Source organism: Streptomyces coryli, assembly GCF_011044975.1.
Taxonomy (GTDB): domain Bacteria; phylum Actinomycetota; class Actinomycetes; order Streptomycetales; family Streptomycetaceae; genus Streptomyces; species Streptomyces coryli.
This window is the reverse complement of the sequence record NZ_JAAKZV010000250.1, coordinates 1-11,506: the sequence shown is the minus strand read 5'-3', so window position 1 is coordinate 11,506 and position 11,506 is coordinate 1. Positions and strand designations below refer to the sequence as shown.

Annotated in this window: 16 protein-coding genes; 8 read left to right on the top strand and 8 right to left on the bottom strand. The window is 70.9% G+C overall.

From position 1 onward, the window contains the following. The first annotated feature begins 357 nt into the window (after nucleotides 1-357). Nucleotides 358-1,086, top strand: a complete 729-nt coding sequence (locus tag G5C51_RS34665; protein ID WP_165243541.1) for a class I SAM-dependent methyltransferase — start codon at nucleotides 358-360, stop codon at nucleotides 1,084-1,086. Then, the gene (locus tag G5C51_RS34660; protein WP_165243538.1) at nucleotides 1,086-1,655 is read left to right on the top strand and encodes a DUF6886 family protein; all 570 of its coding nucleotides are present in this window, start codon (nucleotides 1,086-1,088) and stop codon (nucleotides 1,653-1,655) included. Before G5C51_RS34665 ends, G5C51_RS34660 begins: the two co-directional genes overlap by 1 nt. On the opposite strand, the gene G5C51_RS34655 is transcribed toward G5C51_RS34660, so the two are convergent. The 3 genes from G5C51_RS34655 to G5C51_RS34645 are packed head-to-tail and all read right to left on the bottom strand — an operon-like array spanning nucleotide 1,585 to nucleotide 2,881. Next, nucleotides 1,585-2,121 (bottom strand): P-loop nucleotide/nucleoside kinase family protein, encoded by a 537-nt coding sequence (locus G5C51_RS34655; protein ID WP_165243535.1) that lies wholly within the window; start codon nucleotides 2,119-2,121, stop codon nucleotides 1,585-1,587. The two genes, G5C51_RS34660 and G5C51_RS34655, sit on opposite strands and share 71 nt — an antisense overlap. Nucleotides 2,122-2,132: 11 nt before the next feature. Continuing rightward, the gene (locus G5C51_RS34650; protein WP_420824889.1) at nucleotides 2,133-2,384 is read right to left on the bottom strand and encodes a hypothetical protein; all 252 of its coding nucleotides are present in this window, start codon (nucleotides 2,382-2,384) and stop codon (nucleotides 2,133-2,135) included. After that, nucleotides 2,381-2,881 carry a DUF2269 family protein gene (locus tag G5C51_RS34645; RefSeq protein WP_165243532.1) on the bottom strand — a complete coding sequence of 167 codons (501 nt, stop codon included), beginning with the start codon at nucleotides 2,879-2,881 and terminating at the stop codon, nucleotides 2,381-2,383. Before G5C51_RS34645 ends, G5C51_RS34650 begins: the two co-directional genes overlap by 4 nt. 85 nt (nucleotides 2,882-2,966) lie before the next feature. Between G5C51_RS34645 and G5C51_RS34640 the strand changes: the two genes are divergently transcribed. The 3 genes from G5C51_RS34640 (at nucleotide 2,967) to G5C51_RS34630 (ending at nucleotide 5,129) form a co-directional block, all read left to right on the top strand. Beyond that, nucleotides 2,967-3,308: a PadR family transcriptional regulator gene (locus tag G5C51_RS34640; RefSeq protein WP_165243529.1), complete on the top strand. Its 342-nt coding sequence runs from the start codon at nucleotides 2,967-2,969 to the stop codon at nucleotides 3,306-3,308. Next, complete coding sequence (locus G5C51_RS34635; protein ID WP_165243526.1) at nucleotides 3,305-4,021, top strand: hypothetical protein; 717 nt, start codon at nucleotides 3,305-3,307, stop codon at nucleotides 4,019-4,021. Before G5C51_RS34640 ends, G5C51_RS34635 begins: the two co-directional genes overlap by 4 nt. A 106-nt stretch (nucleotides 4,022-4,127) precedes the next feature. Beyond that, nucleotides 4,128-5,129: an endonuclease/exonuclease/phosphatase family protein gene (locus G5C51_RS34630; protein WP_165243544.1), complete on the top strand. Its 1,002-nt coding sequence runs from the start codon at nucleotides 4,128-4,130 to the stop codon at nucleotides 5,127-5,129. 34 nt (nucleotides 5,130-5,163) lie between these two features. Here G5C51_RS34630 and G5C51_RS34625 read toward each other — a convergent pair whose 3' ends face one another. Continuing rightward, a complete protein-coding gene (locus G5C51_RS34625; protein ID WP_165243523.1) occupies nucleotides 5,164-5,898 on the bottom strand; it encodes an HAD hydrolase-like protein in 735 nt (244 codons plus the stop codon). A 65-nt stretch (nucleotides 5,899-5,963) separates the two neighbouring features. On the opposite strand from G5C51_RS34625, the gene G5C51_RS34620 reads away from it, so the two are divergent. Further along, complete coding sequence (locus tag G5C51_RS34620) at nucleotides 5,964-6,545, top strand: AAA family ATPase (RefSeq protein ID WP_165243520.1); 582 nt, start codon at nucleotides 5,964-5,966, stop codon at nucleotides 6,543-6,545. 7 nt (nucleotides 6,546-6,552) lie between these two features. On the opposite strand, the gene G5C51_RS34615 is transcribed toward G5C51_RS34620, so the two are convergent. The 3 genes from G5C51_RS34615 to G5C51_RS34605 are packed head-to-tail and all read right to left on the bottom strand — an operon-like array spanning nucleotide 6,553 to nucleotide 8,963. Next, the gene (locus G5C51_RS34615; protein WP_165243518.1) at nucleotides 6,553-6,816 is read right to left on the bottom strand and encodes a hypothetical protein; all 264 of its coding nucleotides are present in this window, start codon (nucleotides 6,814-6,816) and stop codon (nucleotides 6,553-6,555) included. Next, the gene (locus G5C51_RS34610; protein ID WP_165243515.1) at nucleotides 6,809-7,951 is read right to left on the bottom strand and encodes a hypothetical protein; all 1,143 of its coding nucleotides are present in this window, start codon (nucleotides 7,949-7,951) and stop codon (nucleotides 6,809-6,811) included. Before G5C51_RS34610 ends, G5C51_RS34615 begins: the two co-directional genes overlap by 8 nt. Nucleotides 7,952-7,967: 16 nt before the next feature. Next, nucleotides 7,968-8,963: a hypothetical protein gene (locus G5C51_RS34605; RefSeq protein WP_165243512.1), complete on the bottom strand. Its 996-nt coding sequence runs from the start codon at nucleotides 8,961-8,963 to the stop codon at nucleotides 7,968-7,970. Between the two features lie 177 nt (nucleotides 8,964-9,140). On the opposite strand from G5C51_RS34605, the gene G5C51_RS34600 reads away from it, so the two are divergent. Both G5C51_RS34600 and G5C51_RS34595 read left to right on the top strand, forming a co-directional pair. Continuing rightward, nucleotides 9,141-10,031 carry a haloalkane dehalogenase gene (locus G5C51_RS34600; RefSeq protein WP_165243509.1) on the top strand — a complete coding sequence of 297 codons (891 nt, stop codon included), beginning with the start codon at nucleotides 9,141-9,143 and terminating at the stop codon, nucleotides 10,029-10,031. After that, nucleotides 10,031-10,966 (top strand): RNA polymerase sigma factor, encoded by a 936-nt coding sequence (locus G5C51_RS34595; RefSeq protein WP_165243506.1) that lies wholly within the window; start codon nucleotides 10,031-10,033, stop codon nucleotides 10,964-10,966. Before G5C51_RS34600 ends, G5C51_RS34595 begins: the two co-directional genes overlap by 1 nt. Nucleotides 10,967-10,975: 9 nt before the next feature. Here the strand turns inward: G5C51_RS34595 and G5C51_RS34590 are convergent, their stop codons facing one another. Then, nucleotides 10,976-11,260, bottom strand: a complete 285-nt coding sequence (locus tag G5C51_RS34590) for a GNAT family N-acetyltransferase (RefSeq protein ID WP_338118409.1) — start codon at nucleotides 11,258-11,260, stop codon at nucleotides 10,976-10,978. Between the last annotated feature and the right edge of the window lie 246 nt (nucleotides 11,261-11,506).

Sequence of the window (11,506 nt, the reverse complement as noted above, 5' to 3'; positions counted from 1 at the left end):
GTGCTGAAAGCATTGACGTTTGCGTAACGGTTGCGGCTGCCCCGATCCGTTAGGCAGGCGAGGCGGGGCAGGGCGGCGCGGGGTGGGCCGGTGCGACTGGGCGCGCTGCACGTGTTGATCTCTCCCTCCGGGAGGAGGGCCGAGTGGAGCGACGCAGCCGAAAAAGTCTTAGCGAAGCGGGCTTTTTCGGTTGTGTCGCGGAACTCGGCCCGGCCCACCCACCAACAAGCCCGTCCGGCGCTTGAGGACTCCGTGGCGAAGCCACAGGATGCCCGCGGTGCGAAGCACCGCGAAGCGCGGCCCACCCGCCGGGTAATCCGCTTCGTGACCACGCCACCCCCATGCCAGGATCACCCCATGCGCCCCAGCTGGATGATCAACGAACTCGACTACGCCGGCCCCGAGCATCTCGACCCCGCCTTCGTCGAGGGCTACGACCGTAAGCAGGGCTGGCTGCCCGTCCTCGACGAGGAGATCGCCGCCCTCACCCGCCACGGTCTCGGCCCGGACTCGACCCTCGTCGACTTCGGCGCCGGCTCCGGGCGCGTGCCCCTCGCCGCGGCCAAGGTGTGCCGTCGCGTCATCGCGACCGACGTGTCCCCCGCCATGAATGCCTATCTCCGCGATCGCGCGAAGGAACAGCAAGCCGACAACCTGGAGATCGTCCAGGCAGGCTTCCTCACCTACGAGCACCAGGGCGAAGCCCCCGACGTCGTCTACACCCGCAACGCCCTCCACCAGCTCCCCGACTTCTTCAAGGCCGTAGCGCTCGATCGCATCGCGAAGCTGCTCCGCCCCGGCGGCATCCTCCGCGTGCACGACCTCATCTACGACTTCGAGCCGGCCGAAGCCGAGGACCGCTTCGCCACGTGGTTCGCCGGCGCCTCGGACGACCCGACCGTCGGCTACACCGCCGAGGACTACGCCGAGCACATCCGCACCGAGTACTCCACCTTCCGCTGGCTCTTCGAGCCGATGCTGGAGCGCGCCGGCTTCGAGATCCTCGAGTCGTCCTACTTCCGGTCGGCCTTCGGTACGTACACCTGCCGGCTCCGAAGCGACCGGCAGCGCAACAGCACCGCCTGATGCGCCCCCGCCCCGGCGAGGTCCTGCACTTCTCCGAGGACCCGGACATCCGGCACTTCGCCCCGCACGTGGCCGCCACCGCCCAGCAGCCGGAGGCATACGTCTGGGCGGTGGACGCAGCCCGCGCGCCCGACTACTGGTTCCCGCGCCAGTGCCCCCGCGCCATGGCCTGGGTGGAGCCGGACGGCCGGACCACCGACGCCGACCGCGAGCGGATCATCGGGCCCGGCTGCGGCACCCGCGTGCACGCGATCGAGTACGGCTGGCTGGAGCGCATCCGCGCCGTCGAGCTCTACGCCTACCGCTTCGCGGCCACCGACTTCCGCCCGTTCGGCACCCACCGCCACGCCCACGTCGCCACCCGGCCGGTACGCCCCCTCGGCCCGCCCGAACCCGTCGGGGATCTGCTGGAACTGCACCGGGCGGCCGGGATCCAGCTCCGCGTCCTCCCCGGACTGTGGGAGTTCTGGGACGCCGTGACGTCCTCCACCCTCGGCTTCAGCGGGATCCGGCTGCGGAACGCCCTGCCGCGAGCTGCTGAATCCGCCCCGCCGCCTGCGCCGGCGTGAGCGCGCCCGTATCGATCACCGTCCCGGCGCGCCGCAGCCAGGGCCTGGCGGCCTCGTAGGCATCGAGATGGTCGAGGCGCCAGCGCTGGATGTCCGGGGTGTCGCCCATGATCCGCGTCTCCAGCGTGGCGCGGTCCGCATCGAGCACGAAATGCCGCACCGGAATACCGCGTTGCTCGAGGCCGCCGCGGATCTCCTCCCAGTACGGCTCGTGCAGCACCGTCTGCACCGCGATCAGCGTCCCGCCCCAGCTGCGCAGCAGCTGATCGGCCGTCGCTACGACGAGCGGGCGCCAGGGCTCCAGTTGCTGGAAGTCGGTGTGCTCGGGCAGCTGGGTCACGCCGTATCTGAGCATCGTGCCGACCATCTCCGGGTCGAAGATCCGCGCGTCCGGGAGCAGTTGCTCCAGCTCACGCGCCGTCGTGGTCTTGCCCGCGCCGAAGGTTCCGTTGATCCACACAATCATGCGGCCCGAGCCTAACCCCGGGCCGCCAGCCGCCGCAGCGCCAGCAGCCCGCCGATGCCGGGGATCAGGGCCCGCCACCTGGCCGCCGGGGCGGCGGTCGTACGCCACACGGCGAGGATGATGATCAGGTACGCCGTGCCGTGCACCGGCCCGCCCAGCGAAGTGATCACCTCCGTGTGCACCGTGCAGAGGTTGGCCAGCAGAAGGACCAAAGAGCCGGCCTCGACCTGGGCCGCGATCCGCAGGGCGCGCACAGCCTTCACGCCCCCGTCGTCGAGCCGGGACGGACGATCATCAGGACGACGACGATCGCCCAGAGCAGGTTGAACATCCCGGTGACCATGGCCAGCCGGGACGCCCCGGCCCGCGCCTCGGACTCCGCCGCCGATTCGGACTCCGATTCCGACCCCGGCTCCGACCCCGACCCCGACTCCCCCGCACCCTCCATCAGCCGCTCCTGCCGCGGCAGGATCGCCAGCACCAGCAGCGCCGCAGCACCAGCCGTCAGCACGATCGACGCCAGCAGCCACGCGTCCGTCAGCACCCCCATCTGCGCGCCGGTAGCGACGCCGAAGACCGGCACCGCGATGCCGACCACCGTGTAGCCGCGGCAGATCCGGTGCAGCAGCTTCGCCGTCCGGGCGCCGTCATCATCGGCCGGAGGCCGCACGTAACGGGGAAACATCGACGCCGCGACCGCGATCGGCCCGATCGCCAGGATCGCCGCGAGCACGTGCACGGACAGCAGGAATTTGGTCACCGGGAACCCCTCGGATGGATTGGCTCTCAATAGATCGGCAGCCAACCTATACGACGACTCCCCCGCTTGGGTAGGCTGCCTAACCATGAAGGCGAGCGAGGTACGCGGACACCTGGACGGACTGCTGCTGTCCGTCCTCGAATCGGGTCCCCTGCACGGCTACGCGGTGATCACCGCCGTCCAGGAGCGCAGCAACGGCGTGCTGGAGCTGCGCAAGGGCACCATCTACCCCGCGCTCAACCGCCTGGAGCGGCTCGGCCTGCTGCGCAGCACCTGGGAGTCGTCCGGCGAGCGGAAGCGGCGCTGCTACGAGCTCACCGACGCCGGGCGGCGGAGCCTGGAGACGGAGCGGAAGGTGTGGCGCGAGTTCACGGCCGCGATCGGCTCCGTGCTGGAACCGGCGCCCCGGCCGGGGGCCGCGACATGAGCGCGCCGTACGCGCCCACGGAACGCGCCGCCGACCCCATCGAGGCGCACGTCGCGGAGCTGGCCGCCGCCCTGCACGGCCCCGCCCGGGAGAAGGACCGGATGCTCGCGGAGCTGCGCGAGGGGCTGGTCGACGCCGCGGCGGACCTATCCGCTGACACCGCACCCGACCCCGGACCCCGTACCGGCACCACCCCCGACGCCGCCCACGAAGCCATCCGCCAGTTCGGCGCCGTAGCCGACCTCGCGCCCGGCTTTCAGCGCGAACTCACCGTCGCCCAGGCCCGGCACACCGCCCGCGGCGTCATGCTCGTCGTCCCGTTCCTGCTCCCCTGCTGGTACGTGCTCGCCACCGCCGCCGGCCCCGCCGCCGAGCGGCTGCCGCACCCGGCCCAGGTACTCCTCGCCCACCTCGGCGGCACCGCCGCCGCCACCGCGCTGGCGGCCGCCGTCTTCCTCGCCGCCACCGGGCCGCTCGCCCGCCGGCTGCCCACCCCCGACCGGCTGCCGCTGCTGGTCGCCTGGACCGGCACCACCGCGGCGGTCGCCCTCGCGCTGAGCGCGCTCACCCTCACCCTCGCCTCGCTGCTGACGGCGAACTGGCCGCTGAGCGTGCTGGCCGGCGCCGTCACCATCGCCTGCCACTCGAAGATCGCCGCCTCGGCCCGCGCCTGCCGCCGGTGCGCCCGGCTGCCGGTGGCGGCGCCGGCCTGACGAGACACCGGGCACGCCCACTGGGGCCTTCTGGCGTATGGGCACCGCCGCCCAGCCGCCGGACACTGCGAGCCATCCACCGCCATGCAGGGGGAGGCCCGCGATGGTGCTCATCGGCACATGGAACCTCGAGAACCTCTACCGTCCCGGCGGCGAGTTCGGCCCGCCCGACAAGGCCGCGTACGAGGCGAAGCTCGACGCGATAGCCGCCGTCGTGGACCGGCTCCGCCCCGATCTGCTCGCCGTCCAAGAGGTCGGCGACCCGGGCGCGCTCGCCGATCTCGCCACCCACCTCGGCACCGGCGACGCGCCCGGGCAGCCCGACACGTGGCACACCGCCCTGTCCGCGCACGCCGACGCCCGCGGCATCCGCGTCGGCTTCCTGTCCCGGCTCCCGCTCACCGTCGTCGCCGATACGGACGCCTACCCGGCGCCGCTGCACCGCGTCCAGGTGCAGGACTTCGGCGCCCCGGCCGTCCGCATGGGCCGCGGCGCCCTCGCCGTACAGGTCGAGCCCGCGCCGGGCGCGGAACTGCGGCTGATCTGCTGCCACTTGAAGTCCAAGCTGCTCAGCTTCCCTGGCGGCCGCTTCGCCCCGCGCGACGAGGGCGAGCGGGCGCGCTACACCGCGTACGCGCTCTTCCGCCGCGCGGCCGAGGCGGCGGCGGTCCGGCGGCTGGCGGACGAGCTGCTGGTCGAGGAGCCCCGGGACGGGGAGGGGCACAACGACGAGGCACCACCCCGCGCCCTAGCCCTCCTCGGCGACCTCAACGACGGCCCCGACGCCGCCAGCACCCAGCTGCTGCACGGCCCGCCCGGCTCGGAGTTCGACTCCCCCGGCTTCGACCGCCCGGACCGCGGCGACCGGCACCGCCTCTGGAACGTCGCCTCCCGCATCCCGCCCGAGCGCCGCTTCTCCCGCGTCTACCGCGGCCGCCGCGAGCTCATCGACCACATCCTCGTCAGCCACGCGCTGCTCGGCCGCCTCGCCGAGGTCACAGCGGGTACGGGCGCGGCGCTGCCCTCGATGACGGACGACCCGGCACAGTCGGCCGCAAACGGCCGCCCATCGGACCACGCACCGGTGCTGGCGCGGCTCAACTACTGACCGCTCGCACCCTCTTGCGGCTTACGTCACCGGCCTACGCCACCCCGAGCGCCGCCAGCACAGCCCCCGTATCGCTGAGATCCGCCAGCACCACATCGGCCCCCGCCGCCGCCAGCTCCGCCGCGCCGGTACGCCCCGTCGCCACGGCCACCGCCCGCGCGCCGGCCGCCCGCGCGGCGGCGACGTCGCGCACCGTATCGCCGATGATCACGGTGTCCGCACCGCTGTGCCGCCGGCCGAGGTAGCGCGCCGTACGGTCGAAGGCGTACGCCGACAACTCCTCCCGGTCGACGGCGTCTCCCCCGTACGCGCCGACGCGGAAGTCGAAGTGCCGGGCGAGCCCGAAGACGGTCATCTTCAGGACCGCGAGCGGATAGAGATTCCCGGTCAGTACGGACTGCGTCACGCCGCCACCTATCGCGGCCACGGCCGCCAACACCTCGCCGGCGCCCGGCAGTACGTACCCCTCCTTGGCGAGCACATCGGCGCGCGCGTGCAGCTCGTCGACGACCAGGCGGACGAACTCGTCGAGGGTGCCGTCGCGTTCCGGATCCACCCCGTGGTCGCGCAACACCGCGGCGGCGTTGGCCAGTTCCGTACGCCCGTCGAAGGTCCACGGCCGCTCGATGGACCGCCCGCCCGTCAATCGCCGGAACGCGGCGTCGTAGGCGGCCCGGGAGACGCCACCGCCCTCGATCAGCGTCTGATCGATGTCCCACAGAACCAGCAGCGGCACGGCGGCAGCGCCTTCAGCGCTCTTGGCGATCACGCCCGTACACTACCGGCCCCGGGGGTCCTCCCAGACCACGCCGCCCTCTCCCGCAAGGAACCCGCATGCCACCGACCGCCCCCGGCCAGGAACGGGACCGCGCTCCGCAGGCGATCTACCTCATCACCGGCATCTCCGCCGCCGGAAAGTCCACGGTCGCCCAACTCCTCACCGAGCAGCTGCCGCGGGCGGTGCACGTACGCGGCGATGTCTTCCGCCGCATGGTGGTGACGGGGCGCGCGGAGATGACCCCGGACCCCACCGCGGAGGCCGAACGCCAGCTGAACCTGCGCCACCGCCTGACCGCCAAGGTCGCGGACGAGTACTTCGCCGCCGGCTTCTCCGTCGTCGCCCAGGACATCATCCTCGGCGAGCACCTCCCCCGCATGACCCGCCTCATCCGCGGCCGCCCCCTCCACGTCATCGTCCTCGCCCCCGGCCCGACGACGATCGCCGTCCGCGAGGCCCGCCGCACCAAGTCCGGCTACGGCGGCGGCTGGTCCGTCACCGCCCTCGACCAGGCCCTCCGCAAGGACACCCCCCGCATCGGCCTGTGGCTGGACAACTCGGAGCAGCACCCCCAGGAAACGGTGGCCGAGATCCTGCAGCTCAGCCGGCCACTGGGCGAGGGCGACGACGGGGTCTAGCCCCGCGTCAGGGACCCATCTCGTGGAACGGATTGCGGAACGCCACCCACTGCACTCCCACTCCCTCCATGGACTCGACCGGCCCGGCCTCGCCGCCGGGTGGCGGCTCATCCCGCAGTTCCAGGATGTCCGCGTGCTCGTGTGTCAGCCCGTCGGGCAGCTGCACGGGCACCCAGTGGAACTCGGCATCGAAATCGATATCGATCGGCAGGTCACCGACATCGCCCAGTTCGGCCAGCAGGTCGTCGAATAGCGAGAAGAGATCATCCATCGGAACGGTCCTCCTCCTTGGCCTTGGCCTCCGGGGGCGGGATGGAGCGTTTCACCATGGGCAGCCGTGCGCGCGAGGAGAGCTTGACCACCTTTCCCTGCAGCTGCTTCACCGATTCGCTCGCTTTGGAGTACGTGGTGATGGTCTTCGATTTCTGCAGCGCATACACGCTCTTGACCACTTCACCGGCTTGCGGGCGGATGCCCGCGTACGAGACGAGATCCTTCTGGGTGACATGGCCCAGCGCTTGCAGATAAGCCTGGCGACGGGCGGCGGTAGTGGTGAGTGCCGGGTCGCCGTACACAAGATCGCTGAGGATCAGCCAGCCCAGAGAGAAGTCGTCGTCGATGGCGGCCTGGGCCGACAGCCGGGCATTCCCGTCGTCGTCGAGGGCTTGATACGACCGGCTCAAGGTGTAGAAGACCGGCCCGGACTGGCCCTGCGGCCGTCCGGTGACTCCCAGGAGCGCCGGCTTCAGGGCACCTCGTGGATTGTGTTTCGCGAGATATACCCGCGCAATCGCATGCAACGACTCCGGATCGCTGGGGTGTTTACGGAGCCGTGCCATCGCCAGCCCATAGGCCCTCTTCAGGAGTTTATCGATGATCGGCAGGCCGTCCCCCCTGCTCACCGCGCCCGCCGTCCGCACCCCTTCCCGTATCATCAGCGGCAGCGGCGACATGGTGGCTACGGACCGCGCCGCGACCAGGACCAGCATTTCGCGCTGCATACGGATCAGCGACTCCGCCAGCTTCAGATGGGCGAATGCGTCGTCCGGCGCCTGCTTCAAACGCTGAGCCAGGACATTGACGCCGTGGCGCTCATTGAAGAGATCCGCCGGCAGCGAGAGGACGGGCAAGGCGGCCACCCCGCCGCCCATCCTGGCCAGCTTCTGCCCGGCCGCCGACCCGAAGGAGCTGGCGGCCAGGCGCAGCGTGAGTTCACTTCGCTTCTCGGCGGCCGTGCGCCGCATCCCGCCGGCCTTTTGCTGGGCCTTGACGCCCGCTTCCTTGATCTGGCGCACCTGCTCGGGCTTCGCGGCTTCCGCGCCCTTCACACCGGCCGATACGGCATCGCCGGTCTTCTTACGTGCCTCGCGCCAGGCCGCACCGAGAGAGTTCCTTGCGTTGCCCATGACGCCTCGAGCCCCTTTACGGGTTCGGCTTGTCAGGGGCCGGTACGTCCTTCTCGGGGGGCACGTTGATGCCGGCGTGCTGTCCCGAGTAGGGGTGGTCGGCCGCGTCGTAGCGGGCGCCACGCACCGAGTTGTCCCAACCCGACATGAAGCGAAGGTTCTCCGCCCTGATGGCGTCGCCGGGACTGCGGCTCTGCGGCACCGCGTGATCGATGGTGAGCGCGCGATACGACCTGTCCAGATTCTGATTGTCCGCGTCCGTCTCCAGACGGTGCATCGGCGCGCGATCCTCGCCACCGAGGTCGTAGCCGGCCGCATCCAGCATCTTGCGAACGTAAGCCGCGTCCGCGGAGGCGTCATTGTTCACCGAACGCCAGAAACTGGCCCGCGCGTCGCTGTACCGGTCGTCGGACTCTTCGGCTGCCGCCTCCCATAGGCGCCGCAGGTGCTCTGATTCGCTGAACCGATTGGCGAAGTCCGTCTGGTATTGCCGGATGTCACTCTGGACTTGGTCCATGGGTTGGTTGGCGAGCTGATTGTCGCGGACCTTGTCGATCTGCTGGTTGGCCAGCATGTTGTCCTGGACTTTGTCCATGGGCTGATGCGCCAGCTGGTTGTCGCGCACCTTATCGATCTGCTGGTTGGCCAGCATGTTGTCCTGGACTTTGTCCATCGGCTGATGCGCCAGCATGTTGTCCTGGACCTTATCCATGGGCTGATGCGCCAGCTGATTGTCCCGCACCTTATCGATCTGCTGGTTGGCCAGCATATTGTCCTGGACCTTATCCATCGGCTGATGCGCCAGCTGATTGTCCCGCACCTTATCGATCTGCTGATTCGCCAGCTGCGTGTCCTCGACCTTGGCGGTCTGGTGACTCGCCGCTGGAGGGTCCCAGCTTTCGGGAGGTTCCCAGGTTGACGGTGATTTCACTGGGTCCGGTGGTTCGTACGTGTCCGGAATCGGATCCGGCGGATCCGGCGGCTCAGGCGGATCGAATGGTAGATCTGACATGTTCTCCCCCTATTCGCCAGCGCGCGACTGCGTGCCCCCCGCTGAGCGATTAGCCAGGATCCTCCTCTCGCTCAGCTCCCGAGGCAAGGGGAAAAAACTTCGCCGCCGGCTGTCACAACCGGGTGCGCCGCTGTGTCCAACCCCTGCGACACGGCAACCACGAGAGAGGCGCACCTCATGTACGAGATCAAGGTCCTCGACTCCTTCATCGCCTACACCGAAACAACGGCGGCCGACGGGGACGGCCCGCCGCCCGTCGTCTTCCTGCACGGCAACCCCACGTCCTCGCACCTCTGGCGCAACGTCATCCCGCACGTCGCGGGCGGCGCCCGCATCCGCACCCTCGCGCCCGACCTGATCGGCATGGGCGCCTCCGGCAAGCCGGACATCGGCTACCGCTTCGCGGATCACGCGCGCTATCTCGACGCCTGGTTCGAGGAGATGGGGCTGGACGACGGGTACGTGATCGTCGGCCACGACTGGGGCGGGGCGCTGGGCATGGACCACGCCGCCCGACACCCCGGGCGGGTGAAGGGGATCGCGCTGCTGGAGACCTTGCTGCGCCCGCAGCGATGGGAGGACTGGCCGCCGCAGGGGCGGGAGCTGTTCCAGGCGTTCCGTAAGCCCGGAGTCGGGGAGGAGATGATCCTGGAACAGAACATCTTCATCGAGCAGTTGCTCCCCAGCCCCTTCAGCACGCAGCAGGGCATGGCCGAGGCCGACCTGGCCGCCTTCCGGGCACCGTATCCGGACCCGGCCTCACGGAAGCCGCTGCTCGCTTGGCCGCGGGAATTCCCGTTCGACGGCGAACCCGCCGATGTAGTCGAGCGCTTCGAGGCATACGGGCGATGGCTGGCGGACAGCACCGAGGTGCCGAAGCTGCTGATGGCGGTGGACGACGGGGTGGGCATCGGCTCCCCGGCGGAAATCGAGTGGGCCGCGGGGCACGCCGCTAACCTGACCGTCGAGGGGATCGGGCCGGCCGGGCACCACGCGCCCGAGGACCAGCCCGACGCGATCGGCGGGGCGGTCGCCCGCTGGCTTGAGCGGGAGTGGGGGCAGGACTGATGACGGCTGCCGGGGATGACGCGGGGCGGGGCTCGTACGAAGACGCGGAGCGCGGCTCGTACGAGGACGCCGGGCGGGGCGCGCACAAAGCGGACAAGGAGCTGGTCGCACGGGCGGTGAGCGGAGAAACGCGCGCCCTCGAGGAGGTCGTCACCCGCATCCAGGACCCGCTCTACCGCCTGGCGCTGCGGATGACCGCCCGAGTGCCCGACGCCGAGGACGCGGTCCAGGACATCCTCATCCGCGTCATCACCCGGCTGGCCACCTACCGCGGCGAGGCCGCGCTGCTGACGTGGGCGTATCGGGTCGGCGTCAACCACCTGCTGAACCTGCGCCGCAAGTCGCCGCAGGAGCAGGCGGAGCTGACGTTCGACGAGTTCGGCGAGGGCCTGGCCCGCGGCCTGGCCGCGACGGATTACGCCGGCCCCGACGAGGAGCTGCTCACCGCCGAGGTGCGGCTCAACTGCGGCCAGGCGCTGGTGCAGTGCCTGGACCGTACGGAGCGGGTGGCATTCGTGCTCGGCACGGTCTTCGCGCTGCCCAGCACCGAGGCCGCCTGGATCATGGACACGACCCCGGCGGCGTACCGCAAGCGCCTGGAACGCGCCCGCGCCCGCATCCGCGCCTTCCTCGGCAACAACTGCGGCCTGGTCAGCGAGTCGGCGGCCTGCCGCTGCAGCCTCCGGATCAAGACGGCAACGGCGACCGGCCGCATCGACCCGAAGCACCTCTCCTTCGCCACGCACCCGGTGAACGGCGCCACGCTGAAGGACGCCTCCCGCCAGATGCGCACCCTCAACGACGTCGCGACGGTATTCCGCAGCCACCCGGATTACGCGGCCCCACGGGCCCGCTCGGAGGCGGTGCTGACGCTGGTCCGGTCGGGCCGCTTCTCGCTGCTCGAGGAGGGAGGCGCGGCGGAACCGAGCGAGTAAGGGGACGCGTCACCTGGCACCCACGGTCCAGATCCACCCGAGCGGGGTGAGCCCGAGCGTACGGGCGACGGCCCGCGAGGCGCGGTTGCCGGCGCTCGTGCGATAGAAGAGCACATCCTTCCGCCGCCCCTCCCGCGCCGCCCACGCGGCCACGACCGCCGGCGCCGGCCCGCGCCCGCGAAAGTCCTCGCGGGTCCAGATGCCGCTCTCGGCGGCGACGGCATTGGCGACCGGCGTGTGCGCGATACACACGGCCTCTTCCCCACCGTGCACAGCGATCGCCCACTCCCCCACGGCCCCGCCAATGAGCTGCTCCCACTCCCCGGCCTGCCAATTACCGGGCCGCACGAGCCCCGCACCGCCCGCCGCCCGTCCTCATCGGATACGAGCACGGGAAGCGCCGCACCACCCGCCAGGCGAGCAAGCCTCCCGGACCGGTCCGGAAAAACCCAGCAGGGCCCACCCTCGACCGGCCCATCCGCGAGCCGCCCCAAGACCCGCGGCACCCGACCCGCCACATACGGCTCGGCACCCAGATCT